21 protein-coding genes are annotated in these 16847 nt (G+C 44.2%); 16 read left to right on the top strand and 5 right to left on the bottom strand.

Annotated elements, in window-relative coordinates; translation table 11 throughout:
* Positions 1-593: transposase (locus LNN34_RS00800; protein WP_229042535.1), on the top strand; the 593-nt coding region annotated here is incomplete at its 5' end.
* 136 nt (positions 594-729) lie between these two features.
* Here LNN34_RS00800 and LNN34_RS00805 read toward each other — a convergent pair.
* A complete protein-coding gene (locus LNN34_RS00805) occupies positions 730-1533 on the bottom strand; it encodes an NAD kinase (protein ID WP_069487066.1) in 804 nt (267 codons plus the stop codon).
* A 183-nt stretch (positions 1534-1716) separates the two neighbouring features.
* Between LNN34_RS00805 and sppA the strand changes: the two genes are divergently transcribed.
* The 14 genes from sppA to LNN34_RS00870 all read left to right on the top strand — a co-directional run bounded on the left by sppA (position 1717) and on the right by LNN34_RS00870 (position 14280).
* Positions 1717-2724, top strand: a complete 1008-nt coding sequence (gene sppA / locus LNN34_RS00810) for a signal peptide peptidase SppA (protein ID WP_229042537.1) — start codon at positions 1717-1719, stop codon at positions 2722-2724.
* A gap of 12 nt (positions 2725-2736) precedes the next feature.
* Positions 2737-3231, top strand: coding sequence for an RDD family protein (locus LNN34_RS00815; RefSeq protein ID WP_044153850.1), 495 nt, complete (start codon positions 2737-2739; stop codon positions 3229-3231).
* A gap of 75 nt (positions 3232-3306) precedes the next feature.
* Positions 3307-3987: a DUF2953 domain-containing protein gene (locus LNN34_RS00820; RefSeq protein WP_229042541.1), complete on the top strand. Its 681-nt coding sequence runs from the start codon at positions 3307-3309 to the stop codon at positions 3985-3987.
* Positions 3988-4000: 13 nt separating this feature from the next.
* A complete protein-coding gene (gene ytfJ / locus LNN34_RS00825) occupies positions 4001-4456 on the top strand; it encodes a GerW family sporulation protein (protein ID WP_024122491.1) in 456 nt (151 codons plus the stop codon).
* 109 nt (positions 4457-4565) lie between these two features.
* A complete protein-coding gene (tpx, locus tag LNN34_RS00830; RefSeq protein WP_024122490.1) occupies positions 4566-5069 on the top strand; it encodes a thiol peroxidase in 504 nt (167 codons plus the stop codon).
* 61 nt (positions 5070-5130) lie between these two features.
* A complete protein-coding gene (locus LNN34_RS00835) occupies positions 5131-6117 on the top strand; it encodes a class I SAM-dependent methyltransferase (protein WP_044153854.1) in 987 nt (328 codons plus the stop codon).
* A 346-nt stretch (positions 6118-6463) separates the two neighbouring features.
* Positions 6464-7651, top strand: coding sequence for an acetate kinase (locus tag LNN34_RS00840; RefSeq protein WP_024122488.1), 1188 nt, complete (start codon positions 6464-6466; stop codon positions 7649-7651).
* A gap of 79 nt (positions 7652-7730) precedes the next feature.
* Positions 7731-8243 (top strand): MogA/MoaB family molybdenum cofactor biosynthesis protein, encoded by a 513-nt coding sequence (locus tag LNN34_RS00845; protein WP_059352199.1) that lies wholly within the window; start codon positions 7731-7733, stop codon positions 8241-8243.
* Positions 8244-8411: 168 nt separating this feature from the next.
* Complete coding sequence (locus LNN34_RS00850; RefSeq protein ID WP_024122485.1) at positions 8412-9623, top strand: argininosuccinate synthase; 1212 nt, start codon at positions 8412-8414, stop codon at positions 9621-9623.
* Positions 9620-11005: an argininosuccinate lyase gene (gene argH / locus LNN34_RS00855; protein ID WP_024122484.1), complete on the top strand. Its 1386-nt coding sequence runs from the start codon at positions 9620-9622 to the stop codon at positions 11003-11005. Before LNN34_RS00850 ends, argH begins: the two co-directional genes overlap by 4 nt.
* Before the next feature lie 64 nt (positions 11006-11069).
* On the top strand, positions 11070-11201 hold the full coding sequence (locus tag LNN34_RS21900) for a hypothetical protein (protein WP_010335290.1): 132 nt from the start codon (positions 11070-11072) through the stop codon (positions 11199-11201).
* A gap of 128 nt (positions 11202-11329) precedes the next feature.
* Positions 11330-12097 carry an SDR family oxidoreductase gene (locus LNN34_RS00860; RefSeq protein WP_044153857.1) on the top strand — a complete coding sequence of 256 codons (768 nt, stop codon included), beginning with the start codon at positions 11330-11332 and terminating at the stop codon, positions 12095-12097.
* A gap of 62 nt (positions 12098-12159) precedes the next feature.
* The gene (locus LNN34_RS00865; protein WP_044156693.1) at positions 12160-12843 is read left to right on the top strand and encodes a metal-dependent hydrolase; all 684 of its coding nucleotides are present in this window, start codon (positions 12160-12162) and stop codon (positions 12841-12843) included.
* Positions 12844-12960: 117 nt separating this feature from the next.
* Complete coding sequence (locus LNN34_RS00870) at positions 12961-14280, top strand: CBS domain-containing protein (protein ID WP_044153858.1); 1320 nt, start codon at positions 12961-12963, stop codon at positions 14278-14280.
* A 19-nt stretch (positions 14281-14299) separates the two neighbouring features.
* Here the strand turns inward: LNN34_RS00870 and LNN34_RS00875 are convergent, their stop codons facing one another.
* Positions 14300-14602: a YtpI family protein gene (locus LNN34_RS00875; protein ID WP_024122467.1), complete on the bottom strand. Its 303-nt coding sequence runs from the start codon at positions 14600-14602 to the stop codon at positions 14300-14302.
* Positions 14603-14732: 130 nt separating this feature from the next.
* Between LNN34_RS00875 and nrnA the strand changes: the two genes are divergently transcribed.
* Positions 14733-15674 carry a bifunctional oligoribonuclease/PAP phosphatase NrnA gene (gene nrnA, locus LNN34_RS00880; protein ID WP_024122466.1) on the top strand — a complete coding sequence of 314 codons (942 nt, stop codon included), beginning with the start codon at positions 14733-14735 and terminating at the stop codon, positions 15672-15674.
* A gap of 17 nt (positions 15675-15691) precedes the next feature.
* Here nrnA and LNN34_RS00885 read toward each other — a convergent pair whose 3' ends face one another.
* The 3 genes from LNN34_RS00885 to ytrH all read right to left on the bottom strand — a co-directional run bounded on the left by LNN34_RS00885 (position 15692) and on the right by ytrH (position 16825).
* Positions 15692-15883: a hypothetical protein gene (locus LNN34_RS00885; RefSeq protein WP_010335284.1), complete on the bottom strand. Its 192-nt coding sequence runs from the start codon at positions 15881-15883 to the stop codon at positions 15692-15694.
* Positions 15884-15983: 100 nt separating this feature from the next.
* Positions 15984-16487 (bottom strand): sporulation membrane protein YtrI, encoded by a 504-nt coding sequence (gene ytrI, locus LNN34_RS00890; RefSeq protein WP_229042542.1) that lies wholly within the window; start codon positions 16485-16487, stop codon positions 15984-15986.
* Complete coding sequence (gene ytrH / locus LNN34_RS00895) at positions 16484-16825, bottom strand: sporulation membrane protein YtrH (RefSeq protein ID WP_024122464.1); 342 nt, start codon at positions 16823-16825, stop codon at positions 16484-16486. Before ytrH ends, ytrI begins: the two co-directional genes overlap by 4 nt.
* Positions 16826-16847 lie beyond the last annotated feature (22 nt).

Here is a 16847-nt window from a genome sequence, read left to right on the forward strand (position 1 = left end):
CTTATCTTGACCGATTAGATCACCAAATCGCACGATTTGGTTTTCAAGTAGAAGCCGTCGCTCTTGATTCCGGATATTTAACGACTCCGATCTGTAAAGGATTATCTGACCGCCAAATCTTTGGTGTCATCGCACATAGACGTTATCACCCTACGCAGGGCTTGTTTCCAAAATGGAAATTTCATTATGACAGTGAACAAGATAGATACATTTGTCCACATCACCAAACACTTACATACGCAACAACTAATCGAAAAGGCTACCGATCATATAAATCAAATCCTGAAATCTGTTCCGCATGCCCATTGCTTGAACAATGCACGAAGTCAAAGAACCGCCAAAAGGTCATCACCCGGCATGTATGGGAAGACCACAAAGAAAAGATCAGGCAAAATCGCTTGACTGTTTCAGGAAAAAACCTCTACAAAAAAAGAAAAGAAAAAATAGAGCGAAGCTTTGCAGATTCAAAACAGCTGCATGGGCTTCGCTATTGCAGGTTGAGGGGACAACGGAATGTGAGCGAACAAGTTCTCCTCACAGCCGCATGCCAGAACATGAAGAAGATTGCCACATACCTAGCCAAGCAGGGCTAGGTATGTGGGAGCTCTTTTTCTGTTTCTGAAATCAGCTGAAAACCCAAAGAAACAGCACAAAACAAAAAAGCTTGTAGAAAAAACATCGTTTTCTCTACAAGCTGAGGACAGGCGAATAGCCTGTCCTTTTCTTTTTCTATAAAAATGTCCGTTTTACTTTTTCCCAAAATGAATTGTCCTTTAGTTTCACTGTTTTTATTTTTTTATCAGACAGCTTGATTTCAATCGTTTTCACGTTTCTTGTGCTGAGTGCTTCATTGTCCAAACCGATAATCGGGTGTTCATTTCCGGCTTGCACCACACGAAGCGTCAGCTTTCGTTCAGAGCTGAGGACAAACGGAGAGCCTAGAGTGCGGTAGGTATTATTGTTAAGCGAAGCAAGCTCCGTCACCTGCATGCAGGGAAGCAGCGGATCAACGACAGCTCCGGCCACAGACTTATTATAAGCTGTGCTGCCTGTAGGCGTGGAAATAATCATCCCGTCTCCTCTGAACGTTTCGAAGTGCAGATCGTCAATCAGCACATCCATCACAAAGGTTTTAATTATGCTCGAACGAATGGAAACTTCGTTTAAACAATGAAAAGGACTGGTCTGATCCACTGTCACTTCAATCAGCGGATATTTTCTGACCTCAATTTGTTCAAACGTCATCGCATCCACCATTTTTTCATGCTCATCACTATTAAAATCACAGTATAAATGAGCTTTCCCCTTTTTGGTGATGCCGACGTATAAGCAGTCGTCACGGAAATTCGTCTTTCTGACCGCCTGCAAAAATGTACCGTCTCCGCCTACACTGGCAATAATATTGGCGTCAGAAGGCTGATTGACAACAGTAAATCCGTTTTCTTCAGCCAATTGTGTCAAGGAGCTGACTTGTTTATTTGTGTCCTGGTCCTGTTTGTGAAAAAAATAAACATTACGGCGATGATCGGTCATATCCCATTTCCCCTTTGCTGTCATATTTAAATTTTTCTGCCATCCAGTATTTGTGATAAAATACCTTTGGTCATAAGTGTACCACGTTTGCCGGCAGCCCGTTAAGCCGGAGCTTTCTCATCAATGAAACATTTTTTTATTTGAATCGTATAATGAGAGAGTTGGGAAAAAGGAGGAGAAAAAATGAATGCAAAAAGATGGATTGCATTAGTGATCGCCCTTGGAATTTTTGGTGTGTCCATCATCGTCAGTATCTCAATGAGTTTCTTTGAAAGTGTCAAGGGTGCTCAAACAGACCTTACGTCACTGACAGATGAATCCCAGGAAGTGACGCTTGAAAACGGAAGCCTTTCCAGCAAAATCGCCGTTTTGGAGGTCAGCGGCACCATTCAGGATAATGGTGATTCAAGCAGTCTGCTCGGTTCAGACGGGTATAACCACCGAACATTCTTAAAAAATCTTGAGCAGGCAAAAGAGGATGATGCGGTTAAAGGGATCGTACTCAAGGTAAACTCTCCGGGAGGCGGAGTGTATGAAAGTGCCGAAATACATAAAAAACTGGAAGAAGTAAAAAAAGAAACAAAAAAACCAATCTATGTGTCAATGGGATCGATGGCAGCTTCCGGAGGTTATTATATCTCAACAGCTGCCGATAAAATTTTTGCGACACCGGAAACCCTGACAGGATCTCTTGGGGTTATCATGGAGAGCGTGAATTACTCAAAGCTGGCTGATAAGCTCGGCATCTCTTTTGAGACCATTAAAAGCGGGGCTCACAAGGATATTATGTCTCCTTCCCGTGAGATGACAAAAGAAGAAAAAAATATTATGCAATCTATGGTTGATAACTCCTATGAAGGCTTTGTCGATGTCATTTCAGAAGGCCGCGGCATATCGAAAGCGGAAGTAAAGAAAATCGCGGACGGACGCGTGTATGACGGGCGGCAGGCGAAAAAACTGAATCTTGTGGATGAACTCGGATTTTATGATGATACAATTGCGGCCATGAAAAAAGATCATAAAAACTTGAAAAACGCTTCTGTCGTCTCTTACGAGGAAAGCTTCGGATTAGGCTCTCTGTTTACCATGGGAGCGAACAAAATGTTTAAAAGTGAAATTGATTTTCTGAATATGAAAGAAGTTCTTTCACAATCCGGTTCGCCGAGAATGATGTATCTCTATGCGAAGTAGGAGGGGTCAATAATGGATGCGACATATGAAGAGTTAGAGCGCAGCGACATCGCAGGCCCGGATCAAGCGGAACAGCTCACACACGCATATGCGGGCTTTTGGGTCCGTTTTTGGGCTTTCCTGCTTGATTGGCTCGTTGTGTGGGGGTTAAACCATTTAATCGTTTCTCCCATCTTTACTTTACTGGATCTGCCGAAAACATCCGGCATGTTCACCATCTCAGCGTACAGCATCACAACGCTTTTCGTTTATCTGGCATATTTTGCGCTGATGACCAAATACTTCAGGCAAACGCTCGGAAAAATGGTGTTCGGCCTCAAAGTAATTTCTGTCAAGCAGGGCCATAAGCTGACATGGAGCACTGTGATTTTCCGTGAAGTGGTCGGGCGGTATATTGATAAGATTTGGATTTTATATATCGTCATCGCTTTTTCTCCTAAAAAACAGGGGATTCATGATTACATTGCTGATACAACTGTGGTGCACGAAAAATTATATCGTAAATAACAAATAAACCCGGACCCCGTCCGGGTTTATTTTTTGCTGAATGGGCGATAATGCTTCCTAGAGGAAGTGAAGAATATGGTATATGTGCTGTCAGCCATTCTTATTCTTATAGGTATCGTGCTGCTTCTCAGAATGAAAATTCATGTTGCCGCGGAGTATCTTCATGCTGAGGATAATGACAAAATAACTTTGAAGATTACAACGCTGTTTGGCCTGGTTCGGATTAAAAAAACAATTCCGGCGATTAAGGTGAACAAAGATGACGGAACAGTCAATATCAGACAGAACACAAAATCGAAAGTGAATAAAAGCAGCAGCAAGAAAAAAATTACGTTTGATGATGTGCAGCAAAGCATCAATAACATTGAAATGCTTCTGCATCATGTCACTAAGTTAAGGAAAATCAGCGCCTCTTTTATGGCGCATTTGCATATCACAAAACTCGAATGGATCACAGTTATCGGGATTCATGACGCAGCGGTGACAGGTGTGTTAACGGGTGCCGTATGGGGAGTCAAAGGCGCTATCGCAGCTATGCTTCATGACCATTTAGACTTTGTGAACAAGCCTGTTTATGAAGTGATTCCATCGTTTCAAGTCCCTGTTTCCAAGACCCATTTTCAGTGTATATTCTTTTTTCGCTTTGGACATGCTATGCTTGCAGCTTTCAAATTCGTCAAATACGGACGGGAGCTTTCTGTATTAAAGAAGAATCCGTCAGCTCGAATGACTTCAAAGAATGATTCATCAGTTTAAGGAGGAAGCGTATATGGCAGACCATCCCATCCAAGGTTTAATGAAAACCGCAATGGAAAACTTGAAGGAAATGATTGATGTTAACACAATCATCGGGGATCCGGTTGAAACACCGGATGGAAGCGTGATTTTAACCGTTTCTAAAGTCGGATTCGGATTCGCTGCAGGCGGCAGCGAGTTTGGCGGCAAGCCGGCTGAGAAAAAATCGGAAGACGATGAAACAAGAGAACAAAAACTGCCCTTCGGAGGCGGAAGCGGAGGCGGTGTGTCCATTACGCCGATCGCGTTTTTAATTGTCGGTTCGACTGGCATCAGAATGCTTCATTTAGATGAAAATACTCATTTGATTGAGAAAATTCTAGACGCAGCCCCTCAAACACTGGAACGCATACAGCAAATGTTTAAGAAAAATAACAAGAATCAAAACCAAGGCCAAAATCAAAACCAAATGAACAATATGAATTATTAAAGAAGGGTTAACTGCGGCGGCCGCAGTTAACTTTTTTTTGGCATAAACTTTGCAGTTTGCAAGAAACTTTACTATGATAGAGACATACATACGAAAGGGAGGAATTATAATGGCTGAAATTACATTCAAAGGCGGTCCGGTTACGCTTGTCGGACAAGAAGTGAAAGTAGGGGATCAAGCTCCTGATTTCACAGTGCTGACAAACAGCCTTGAAGAAAAATCGTTAGCTGACATGAAAGGAAAAGTAACGATTATTTCTGTTATCCCTTCAATTGACACAGGCGTTTGCGATGCACAAACCCGCCGCTTTAACGAAGAGGCTGCAAAGCTTGGAGATGTCAACATTTACACAATCAGTGCGGACCTTCCATTTGCACAGGCGCGCTGGTGCGGAGCAAACGGAATTGACAAAGTGGAAACTCTGTCAGACCACAAAGACATGTCATTTGGCGAAGCGTTCGGTGTATACATAAAAGAACTTCGTCTGCTTGCGCGTTCCGTATTTGTGCTTGATGAGAACGGAAAAGTCGTTTACGCTGAATATGTAAGCGAAGCAACGAACCACCCGAATTATGAAGAGCCGATTGAGGCTGCCAAGGCATTATTGAAGTAAGCAGGTGAAAAAAGCTCCAGGCTGCCGCCGGAGCTTTTTTCATGGCAAGGAGGAACACATTATGCAAAACGATCATGTAGGTGCGGTATACGGGCTGCTGGATGATGCCGCGATCATCATAAAAAATGAATTGCAGATTTCATATATAGAAGCGCTTGCCGAAGCGGGAGAAATGTATTTTCTTGAAAAAACGGATCAGCTGAAGCTGCCGAATGAGAAGGCTGAAAAGCTTCAAGCACTGCTTGAAAAAGCCGAATTTGACACATATGAGCACGAGTGGGTGCGCAAAGCATTCCAGCTTGCCGTCCTAAAGGGATTAAAGGATATATCTCATCCAAACAGACAAATGACGCCGGACACAATTGGGCTTTTTATCAGTTATCTGGTAAATAAGTTTATGGCGGGAAAAAAGGAGTTAACGCTTCTTGATCCGGCTGTCGGAACGGGAAATCTTCTGTTCACCGTGTTAAACCAGCTGTCTGAAAATACGGCGAAAAGCTATGGCATAGAGATAGATGACGTGCTCTTGAAAATCGCCTATGACCAGGCGAACCTTCTGAAAAAAGAACTGGAACTGTTCCACCAGGACAGCCTCGAGCCGCTGTTTATCGATCCGGTTGACACAGTGATATGCGATCTGCCGGTTGGCTATTATCCGAATGACGAAGGGGCAAAAGCCTTTGAACTGAAAGCGGATGAAGGCCATTCCTTCGCTCATCATTTGTTTATTGAGCAAAGCGTCAAGCATACGAAACCGGGCGGCTACCTGTTCTTTATGATCCCGAATCATTTGTTTGAAAGCTCTCAAAGCGACAAACTGAAGCAGTTTTTCAAGGACAAGGTTCATATCAATGCATTATTGCAGCTGCCGAAATCAATTTTTAAAGACGAAGCCCATGCCAAAAGTATCCTTGTGCTTCAGAAAACAGATGAAGAGACGAAAGCGCCGAACCAAATTCTGCTTGCGAATCTGCCGTCTTTCTCCAACCAGAAGGCGATGCTCGACATGATGGCGCAAATAGATGCGTGGTTTACTAAGGAAAAATAGAAATGAAAAAACAGTTTGAGCGTCCGTCATATGAGGAAGCTTAAGCTGTTTTTTTGTATGAATATCTGGGGGCAGATAAACGAATTGAATAGGGTTTCAAAACACAAAATACGAAAGGAGAAACTGCAGAATGTAAGCGTTAATCAATGTTAAGCGCATAGGTAATGTGTCTGAAAATAACGACTTCTTTTTGTAAGCGTTATCAATACGTAAGTTGACTTGAAAAGCCGACATGACAATGTTTAAATGGAAAAGTCAGATATTTTTCGGGAGAAAATGATGATTCACCCGGGAAAAAAGTACGAAAAACGAAGATGTTGATACAGAGTAAAAAGGAGCGTCAATCATGTCCAAAATTATTGCAATTAACGCAGGAAGCTCGTCTTTGAAATTTCAGCTTTTCGAAATGCCTTCAGAAACCGTTTTAACGAAGGGCTTAGTTGAACGAATCGGTATCGCCGACAGTGTGTTCACGATTTCTGTAAACGGCGAAAAAAATACAGAAGTAACTGATATACCTGATCATGCGGTAGCGGTTAAAATGCTGCTTAATAAGCTGACAGAATTCGGCATTATCAAAGATTTAAATGAAATTGACGGAATTGGACACCGCGTGGTACACGGCGGAGAAAAATTCAGCGATTCCGTTTTATTAACGGACGAAACAATTCAGGAGATTGAAGATATTTCTGAATTGGCGCCGCTGCACAACCCGGCAAATATCGTCGGAATTAAAGCCTTTAAAGAAGTGCTTCCAAATGTTCCTGCGGTTGCTGTTTTTGATACGGCATTCCACCAGACAATGCCTGAGCAGTCTTACCTGTACAGCCTGCCATACGAATATTATGAAAAATTCGGTATTCGTAAATACGGCTTCCACGGCACTTCACATAAATATGTGACTGAGCGTGCGGCAGAGCTTCTCGGCCGTCCGTTAAAAGATTTACGCCTGATTTCCTGCCACCTTGGTAACGGCGCAAGTATTGCAGCTGTTGAAGGCGGAAAATCAATTGATACATCTATGGGCTTCACGCCGCTTGCCGGTGTTGCAATGGGTACACGCTCTGGAAACATCGACCCTGCCCTGATCCCATACATTATGGAGAAAACAGGCCAGACAGCTGACGAAGTACTGAATACATTAAACAAAAAAAGCGGACTGCTTGGCATCTCCGGTTTCTCAAGCGATCTTCGTGACATCGTTGAAGCAACGAAACAAGGAAATGAGCGTGCGGAAACTGCGCTTGAAGTCTTCGCGAGCCGCATCCACAAATACATCGGTTCTTACGCTGCCAGAATGAGCGGTGTTGATGCGATTATCTTTACTGCCGGTATCGGTGAAAACAGCGTAGAAGTCAGAGAACGCGTTCTTCGCGGTCTGGAATTTATGGGTGTATACTGGGATCCTGCGCTTAATAACGTACGCGGTGAGGAAGCGTTCATCAGCTACCCTCATTCTCCAGTAAAAGTTATGATCATTCCGACTGATGAGGAAGTCATGATTGCACGAGACGTTGTTCGTTTAGCTAAATAATGCAAAAAGCACATTCACTTGAATGTGCTTTTTTGTTGAAGCATCATAAAGGTAGACAAAAATACAAAGAGGTGAGCCAATGAGCGTTCAAGAGCATAAACAAGAAGCACCCGATATTGTCCGGTGCAAAGTGATTACTGTCAGTGATACGAGAACGGAAGAAACGGATAAAAGCGGCAGGCTGATGATCTCATCTTTAGAAGAAGCCGGCCATCAGATTGCTGCATATGAAATTGTGAAAGACGAAAAGGATGCCCTGCAGCGGTCTGTCTTAGCGGGATGCATGGATGATCAGACGGACGCGGTCCTCTTAAACGGCGGGACGGGTATTGCAAAGAGGGACGTCACCATTGAAGCCATTTCGCCGTTGTTTTCTAAAGAGCTGCCCGGCTTTGGAGAAATATTCAGGATGCTCAGTTATACAGAAGACATCGGCTCCAGTGCGATCATGTCGAGAGCCGCAGCCGGCGTTATCCAACATACAGCCGTTTTTTCAACGCCAGGCTCCAGCGGTGCGGTAAAGCTGGCGATGAATAAGCTGATTATTCCGGAGCTCGCCCATGTGGTCAGAGAAATCAGAAAAGACAAGTAAATGAATAAATACTACGAAACTTCACCCGGAAAAATGGGTGAAGTTTTTTTAATAAAAGGCTTGAAAAAAAGGAACTTACTTGTTAAAGTATATACATACAAAATGTATTTTTATTAAATATAATTTATTTTTATACAAAAGAAACAGGGTTGAGAGGAGATTTTTATCATGGCAGAACAGAAAAAAGTCGTATTAGCATACTCAGGGGGTCTCGATACTTCCGTCGCGATAAAATGGCTTCAAGAGCAAGGGTATAATGTCATCGCCTGCTGTCTGGATGTCGGCGAAGGCAAGGATCTGGCGTTTGTTCAGCAAAAAGCGCTTGAAGTCGGCGCAACAAATTCTTACGTGATCGATGCAAAAGAAGAATTCGCCCAGGATTACGCGCTGTTATCTTTGCAGGCTCACACGATGTATGAAGGGAAATATCCGCTCGTGTCCGCATTGTCTCGGCCGCTTATTGCAAAAAAATTAGTCGAGATCGCAGAAAAAGAAGAGGCGCAGGCAATTGCGCACGGATGCACAGGGAAAGGAAATGACCAGGTGCGTTTTGAGGTATCAATTAAATCATTGAATCCTGACCTTGAAGTCATCGCTCCGGTTCGGGAATGGCAATGGTCTCGTGAAGAAGAAATTGAATATGCGGCAAGCCGCGGCATTCCAATTCCGATTAATCTTGACAGCCCATATTCCATTGATCAAAATCTTTGGGGACGCGCAAATGAGTGCGGCATTTTAGAAGATCCGTGGGCTGCTCCGCCAGAAGGAGCATACGACCTTACAGCGCCGCTGGAAAAAACGCCGGACACGCCGGAAGTGATAGAAATCGCATTTGAACAAGGCGTGCCTGTATCCATTGACGGCGTCTCTTACTCACTTTCTGAATTAATTTTAAAACTGAACGAAATTGCAGGCGCGCATGGTGTCGGACGTATCGACCACGTGGAAAACCGCCTTGTCGGCATTAAATCCCGTGAAGTATACGAATGCCCGGGTGCGATGACGCTTATCAAAGCACACAAAGAACTGGAAGATTTGACATTAGTGAAAGAGGTCGCACACTTTAAACCGGCCATTGAACAAAAGCTGTCAGAAATCATTTACAACGGCTTATGGTTCTCGCCTTTAAAAGACGCGCTGCACGCTTTCTTAAAAGAAACGCAAAAACACGTTACAGGCATCGTTCGCGTGAAGCTGTTTAAAGGCCATGCGATTGTAGAAGGGCGTAAATCAGAATACTCTCTATATGATGAAAAGCTTGCAACATATACAAAAGACGATGCGTTTGACCACCATGCGGCAATCGGATTTATCGAGCTTTGGGGACTTCCGACAAAAGTGAACAGCATCGTGAAAAAGAAGGAGCAGATTAAAGCATGAAGAAGCTTTGGGGAGGCCGATTCCAAAAAACACCGGAAAAATGGGTCGACGAATTCGGCGCGTCCATATCATTTGACCAACATTTAGTGACTGAAGACATTACAGGGTCTCTCGCACATGCTGCCATGCTGAAAAAATGCGGTATCCTGACAGAAGAAGAAGAGCTGAAAATCCGTGAGGGACTGAATGCCCTTTTGCAAAAAGCAGAAGACGGTGCATTAGAATTCTCAGTTGATTATGAAGATATTCATTTGAACATTGAGAAAATGCTCATTGACGAAATCGGCCCTCTCGGCGGCAAGCTGCATACCGGAAGAAGCCGGAATGACCAGGTGGCAACTGACATGCATTTGTACTTGAAAAACCATGTCACTCACATTATCGAGCTGATAGAGGCATTTCAAGGCGCGCTCATTGATAAGGCAGAAGCAAATGTTGAAACCATTCTGCCGGGCTATACTCATCTTCAGCGCGCCCAGCCGATTTCATTCGCGCACCATCTGCTTGCGTATTTCTGGATGCTGGAGCGCGACAAGGAACGTTTTCAGGATTCAATGAAGCGGATCAACAAATCTCCGCTCGGCTGCGGAGCGCTCGCGGGTACCACCTTCCCGATCGATCGTGAGTATTCAGCAGAGCTGCTCGGCTTTGATTCCATTTATGAAAACAGCCTCGACGGCGTCAGCGACAGAGACTTCATTCTGGAATTTTTAAGCAACAGCAGCATGCTGATGATGCACCTTTCCCGTTTCTCTGAAGAAATCATTCTGTGGTGCTCGCAGGAGTTTAAATTCATTGAGCTAGACGATACGTACGCAACGGGAAGCAGCATGATGCCGCAGAAGAAAAACCCGGATATGGCTGAGCTGATCCGCGGCAAAACAGGACGCGTGTACGGTGACATGATGGGGCTGTTTACGATCATGAAAGGCCTTCCGCTCGCTTATAACAAAGACCTGCAGGAAGACAAAGAAGGCATGTTTGACACGGTGAAAACGGTCGAAGGCAGCCTGCAAATCTTCACAGGCATGATTCAAACAATGACTGTTAACAAAGACGTCATGAAGCAAGCGACAAAACAAGACTTTTCAAATGCGACGGAACTGGCTGATTATTTAGCGAAGAAAGGAATGCCATTCAGAGAAGCGCACGAAGTGGTCGGAAAGCTTGTGTACACATGCATCGAAAAAGGAATTTATTTAAGCGACATGCCGTTTGACGATTTTCAGAAGGCGAGCGATCTCTTCGAAGAAGATATTTACACTGTTTTGGATCCTTATCATGCGGTCGAAAAAAGAATGAGCGCAGGAGGCACGGGCTTCAAACAGGTAGAGGAGGCGCTCGTAAAGGCGAAAGCTTGTGTGGCTGCCGGAGTTTGTTAAAATTTCCTTCATAAAATCCCGTCTTTATAGCCAACCTACCTCTATAATGATGGGAGGCAGAAGGATGAAAAAAGAACCGGAACGCTATATTTATGATGAACAAGAAAGCCAGGAGACAACACGGCTCATTTCCGAAGCATATCAAAGCGGTTATGTGGATATCCCGGATCAAGAGCCTTCATCTTCTGCGGAATAAGCTGTCTATTATAGGCAGCTTTTTTTGTATGGCAAAGTGTAAAAAGTGATATTGACGGCCTTTTATAGTAAAGTAGAAGAAGAAACACTTTATTGAAAAGCGGCAACGTTGCTTTGGGAGGTATTCATGTGCGACATGCTTTAATTACTGCCGGTTCGAAGGGATTAGGCCGCAAAGTGACTGAAACATTGCTTGCAAAGGGGTATTCAGTAACAGTGAATTACAGGCAGGATGAAGAGGCAGTAAACCGCCTGAAGGATGCCTGTCCTGATTACCTTGACCGGCTGCAATTTGTAAAAGGTGATGTCACTAAAAAAGAAGATTTGCTGCGCATCGCAGACGCTGCCTTGGACCGCTTCGGGAGAATCGACTTTTTGATTAACAACGCGGGGCCATACATATTTGAACGAAAAAAGTTAGCCGATTATACCGATGACGAATGGTACGGTATGCTGGAAGGGAATTTAAGCGCCGTCTTTCACTTATTCAAAGCAGTTATTCCGGTCATGAGGAAACAGCAATTTGGGCGTATCATCACGTACGGATTTCAAGGCGCGGCACACGCACCCGGCTGGCTTCACCGCTCCGCTTTCGGCGCCGCAAAAGTGGGATTGGCTTCTTTAACAAAAACAATTGCGATAGAAGAAGCCGAATCGGGCATAACCGCTAATATGGTTTGCCCGGGCGACATTGTCGGCGACATGAAGGAAGCGTCAATTGAGGAAGCCAGACAGCGTATCGGCAAAGAAAAAACGCCGATAGGAAGATCCGGCACCGGTGAAGATATCGCCAGAATCATTGCCTTTTTGTGCGAAGAGAACTCAGACCTGGTAACAGGAACTGTAATTGAAGCAACCGGGGGCCTCAATGTGATTAACAAGAATCAATCCACATAAGTTTTTCAGCATCTTAAAGAGGGAAAATGAAACATCAAAAACAAAGTGACGAGGTGAAGGAAATGAAAGTAACGTATCACGGACATTCTGTAGTTGCAGTAGAAACGAATGACCACCATATTTTATTTGACCCGTTTTTGACAGGAAATTCGTTAACCGACTTGAAGCCGGAGGATGCAAAAGCGGACGCTATCTTATTGACTCACGGCCACAATGACCACGTGGGTGACACTGAGCAAATCGCAAAGCAAAATAACGCGCTGGTTGTGGCACCGAATGAGCTGGCTGTATATTTGGGATGGAAAGGGTTAAATGTTCACCCTATGCACATCGGCGGCTCCCATCAGTTTGATTTTGGGAAAGTGAAGCTTACACAGGCCTTTCATGGATCTGCCATATCTGACGAAGAAAATAAAACGATCACCTACACGGGCATGCCATCCGGTATTCTGCTGACTGTCGAAGGCAAAACAATCTTCCACGCCGGTGATACGGCTCTTTTCTCTGACATGAAGCTGATCGGGGAGCTGAACCATATTGATCTTGCCTTCCTGCCGATCGGTGACAACTTTACGATGGGGCCTGAAGATGCCAAGCTAGCTGCAGAATGGCTGCGGGCAAAACAAGTCGTTCCGGTTCATTACAATACATTCCCGGTCATCGAGCAAGACCCGGAAGCATTTGCAGACAGCCTGCCGGGCGGAGTCGGAAAAGTCATGGCCGTAGGTGAAACGATTGAGCTTTAAACACTGAAAGCATCTCCTGAAAATCAGGAGATGCTTTTTATTTTCCTGCCTCATTGCGAATCAATCATCCGAGCCCTTATAATAAAAGCAGAAGACTGTCCCTTAGAGGTGAAAGGTTTGGCAACTAAGCATGAACAAATTTTAACATATATTGATTCGCTGCCTGTCGGTGAAAAAATTTCTGTGCGGAGAATCGCAAAGGAAATGAAAGTAAGTGAAGGCACGGCGTACAGAGCAATCAAGGAAGCAGAGAATAAAGGCTTTGTCAGTACGATTGAACGTGTCGGAACAATCAGAATTGAACAAAAGAAAAAAGAAAATATCGAAAAGCTTACCTATGCAGAGGTTGTAAACGTCATAGACGGACAAGTGCTCGGAGGCCGGGCCGGACTCCATAAGACATTAAATAAATTTGTCATAGGTGCAATGGAGCTGGATGCGATGATGCGGTATACGGCAGCCGGGAATCTTTTGATTGTCGGAAATCGAATCAATGCACACAGACAGGCGCTTGAGGCAGGCGCCGCTGTACTTGTAACGGGCGGATTTAACACAGATGACAGCATCGTGCAGCTGGCAGACGAGCTTGAGCTGCCGATTTTATCCACTAGCTATGACACCTTTACAGTCGCCGCTATGATTAACCGGGCGATTTATGACCAGCTGATCAAAAAAGAAATCGTTCTGGTGGAGGACATTTTAACGCCCGCTGACCGTACGATATATCTTTCACCCAAGGATAAACTTGAAAAATGGTACGAGAAAAATTTTGAAACGGGCCATGGGCGTTTCCCGGTTGTCGACGAACAAATGAAAATCCACGGGATCTTGACCTCGAAAGATATCGCAGGTCACGACCGGAATGCACCCATTGAAAAAGTCATGACAAAAAATCCGGTTACGGTTATTGGAAAAACGTCTGTCGCCTCAGCGGCGCAAATGATGGTATGGGAAGGGATCGAAGTGCTTCCCGTCACTGACGGACACCAAAAGCTCATTGGCATGATCAGCCGCCAAGACGTGCTGAAAGCTCTTCAAATGATTCAAAAGCAGCCTCAAGTCGGGGAAAAGCTTGATGATATCGTCTCAAGAGGATTTAAAGATGAGGATGAGGATAAACAGGATCAGACGGTTTATCAGTATGAAGTAACACCGCAAATGACAAATCAGCTGGGGACGATTTCTTATGGCGTGTTTACGACCATTTTGACGCAAGCGGCCAATCGGTTTTTGCGCTCGAAAAAACGCGGCGAACTAGTGATAGAAAGCATCACCATTTTCTTTTTGAAGCCTGTGCAGATGGAGTCGGTCATCGAAGTCAAGCCGCGCATTTTAGAGGCTGGAAGAAAGTTCGGAAAAATGGAAGTTGAAGTGCACAGCCAAGGCCATATCGTGTCTAAAGCAATGCTGATGGTTCAGCTGATGGAAAGAAGCTAAGGGACGTCTCAGGCGCCCCTTACGCGTGATCTCTTTCAGCTTCTTTGGCGTGAAGGGGATTGTAATGGCTGTAGGCTTTATAACCTGCCCATGCGCTTCCGGCTCCGATGACGATAAAGATGCCGCCGATTACTAGCGTTAATACTGAATGGAATAATATCATTTGATTGAGTCCGTAAAACAGCACCAGCGATCCTAATGCCATGCTAGATTTTGCTGAAAAGATTTCTTTTTCCAAAGATTGCTTTGCCCGTACGCCTTTTACTTTATAGTACACATAAAAGCAGGCTGAAAGCCCAATCAAAAAAACAAGAACCAGCATAAATGAAATCCTCCATCGTAAAAGTTTACAAACCCATTCTATACAAAAACGGGCTTGGTTTTGACGTTATTTTTCTTTTCCGTCGGCAGAGAATGTGATTTAATGAAAAAAAACAATAAAGGAGTATCAAATGAAAACAGAATTGATCAGAACCATATCATTATATGACACGATTATCTTACATAGACATGTGCGCCCTGACCCGGATGCCTACGGATCTCAGTGCGGACTTACGGAAATCCTGCGTGAAACGTATCCTGAAAAAAATATTTTTGCGGTCGGCACGCCAGAACCGTCCCTCTCTTTCTTATATACCCTCGATGAGGTGGATGATGAAACATATAAAGGCGCCCTTGTGATCGTCTGCGATACGGCAAATCAGGAAAGAATCGACGATCAGCGTTATTTATCAGGCGCCAAACTAATGAAAATCGACCACCATCCGAACGAAGATCCTTACGGCGATCTTCTGTGGGTCGATACGAATGCAAGCTCAGTAAGTGAAATGATTTACGAGCTGTATTTAGAAGGAAAAGAGCACGGCTGGAAGCTGAATACAAAAGCCGCAAAGCTGATCTATGCCGGCATTGTCAGTGATACCGGACGCTTCTTATTTCCGAATACAACGGAAAAAACATTAAAATATGCTGGCGAGCTTATTAAGTATCCGTTCTCTTCTTCAGAGCTGTTTAATCAATTGTATGAAACAAAACTGAATGTGGTGAAGCTTAACGGCTATATCTTTCAAAATGTGTCTTTGTCTGAAAATGGCGCTGCTTCTGTTTTCATCAAAAAGGATACTCTTGAAAGGTTCGGCACAACGGCTTCTGAAGCGTCGCAGCTTGTCGGGACGCTTGGAAATATCTCAGGTATTCGCGCATGGGTGTTTTTCATAGAAGAAGACGATCAAATCAGAGTCAGATTCCGTTCAAAGGGGCCTGTTATTAACGGACTCGCCCGGAAATATAACGGCGGAGGGCATCCTCTGGCTTCAGGCGCCTCCATTTACAGCTGGGATAAAGCGGAACAGATTTTAGCTGATCTGGAGACGTTATGTAAAGAACACAAGTAGAGGGGAGACCCTCTCTCTTAGTGTTCATCTGTGACGGGGATGAACCAGCAGCCGAACTCAGTAAGGTCCTCGTAGACTTGGAGATTGTGAGATTGAAGTTCTTTTTTGATGAGGGAAGCGAGTGAGTTTGTTTCGGCATATGCAGAAAAACCTTGTCTGAGTCGGGCTGCTTGATCTTTTGCTAACTGACGGTCACTGTAAACCTCCATTTCCCTTCCTCCTCCTTTCGCTATTAAGCCTCATTTATAGTTTATAAAAAAGAATGGGAAAAAGCGACAGGAGTTTGAAAAATTTAAAAAAATTCCATATTTACGTCGCGAATGATATTTCGATTTCTACCGAAAGCCTTGTGTAAATAATTAATTCCTTGACGGCTGCCTCATATTTTTTTTCATTGATCGTATAGACTTTATTTTCAATTGTCCGTTTTAAAAGCTCCTTCGTTTTATAGACGCTTTCTATATCTTTTGTAATGACCTCTGAAATATCATCCTTCACATGCTCCTCGAATTTTGTTTTATCAGGCTGCGAAATTTTATATTTTTCTCCATTCAGCAATTTGACATCGACGCTTTGAATAAGCAGTTTTCTTTTATTGTCTTCATTTAGTTTGTGGAGGTCTTCCTGATAGATGGAAATTTGGTCGTTCAAGTCTTTGACGTGCTCTTTTTGTTTTTCGATGAGGGAAACCTGCTCCTCCTGGAATGTTCCGTATGTAAACAGGAAAAAAAACCAGCTGATCACGGCTCCGCACATCATACCAGCAAAAAAACGCTGCCATCCCGGTTTCTTGTAATGCTCCGGCACTCTCATGAAGAAATATGCTCCTGCGTCAGCCATGAAATAATAAGCCAGCCGCTTTGCGCACCGCCCATGGCCGAGATAATGAGAAGAATCTGCTTGAATAAATCTCTCGTATTGCCTTCAAGAATACCCCGTTCAAAGCTGTATACCGCATCGAATGTACCGCCGATAGCGGCGACCAGCGCCCATATTTTTAATCTGTTCGCAAGCTTTGTAATGACCGTAAGCGGGGCTTCGCCTGCCAAATATGCTCCAAGGCCTCCGATGAGTGCGCCTCCGATCAGCACCCCTAATGCAATAAAATAACTGTTGATAAAATTTACCATAAAACCAGCTTCCTGATCCATCTTGATCACCTCACCTTTTATA

The sequence above is a fragment of the Bacillus sp. AF23 genome (genome assembly GCF_020861455.1).
Lineage (GTDB): Bacteria > Bacillota > Bacilli > Bacillales > Bacillaceae > Bacillus > Bacillus halotolerans.

Coding starts and splice junctions, on each gene's coding strand:
- LNN34_RS00805 (WP_069487066.1), bottom strand. CDS start 1,533: ATGACCGATCATCGCCGTAATGTTTATTTTTTTCACAAACAGGACCAG.
- sppA (WP_229042537.1), top strand. CDS start 1,717: ATGAATGCAAAAAGATGGATTGCATTAGTGATCGCCCTTGGAATTTTT.
- LNN34_RS00815 (WP_044153850.1), top strand. CDS start 2,737: ATGGATGCGACATATGAAGAGTTAGAGCGCAGCGACATCGCAGGCCCG.
- LNN34_RS00820 (WP_229042541.1), top strand. CDS start 3,307: ATGGTATATGTGCTGTCAGCCATTCTTATTCTTATAGGTATCGTGCTG.
- ytfJ (WP_024122491.1), top strand. CDS start 4,001: ATGGCAGACCATCCCATCCAAGGTTTAATGAAAACCGCAATGGAAAAC.
- tpx (WP_024122490.1), top strand. CDS start 4,566: ATGGCTGAAATTACATTCAAAGGCGGTCCGGTTACGCTTGTCGGACAA.
- LNN34_RS00835 (WP_044153854.1), top strand. CDS start 5,131: ATGCAAAACGATCATGTAGGTGCGGTATACGGGCTGCTGGATGATGCC.
- LNN34_RS00840 (WP_024122488.1), top strand. CDS start 6,464: ATGTCCAAAATTATTGCAATTAACGCAGGAAGCTCGTCTTTGAAATTT.
- LNN34_RS00845 (WP_059352199.1), top strand. CDS start 7,731: ATGAGCGTTCAAGAGCATAAACAAGAAGCACCCGATATTGTCCGGTGC.
- LNN34_RS00850 (WP_024122485.1), top strand. CDS start 8,412: ATGGCAGAACAGAAAAAAGTCGTATTAGCATACTCAGGGGGTCTCGAT.
- argH (WP_024122484.1), top strand. CDS start 9,620: ATGAAGAAGCTTTGGGGAGGCCGATTCCAAAAAACACCGGAAAAATGG.
- LNN34_RS21900 (WP_010335290.1), top strand. CDS start 11,070: ATGAAAAAAGAACCGGAACGCTATATTTATGATGAACAAGAAAGCCAG.
- LNN34_RS00865 (WP_044156693.1), top strand. CDS start 12,160: ATGAAAGTAACGTATCACGGACATTCTGTAGTTGCAGTAGAAACGAAT.
- LNN34_RS00875 (WP_024122467.1), bottom strand. CDS start 14,602: ATGCTGGTTCTTGTTTTTTTGATTGGGCTTTCAGCCTGCTTTTATGTG.
- nrnA (WP_024122466.1), top strand. CDS start 14,733: ATGAAAACAGAATTGATCAGAACCATATCATTATATGACACGATTATC.
- LNN34_RS00885 (WP_010335284.1), bottom strand. CDS start 15,883: ATGGAGGTTTACAGTGACCGTCAGTTAGCAAAAGATCAAGCAGCCCGA.
- ytrI (WP_229042542.1), bottom strand. CDS start 16,487: ATGAGAGTGCCGGAGCATTACAAGAAACCGGGATGGCAGCGTTTTTTT.
- ytrH (WP_024122464.1), bottom strand. CDS start 16,825: ATGGATCAGGAAGCTGGTTTTATGGTAAATTTTATCAACAGTTATTTT.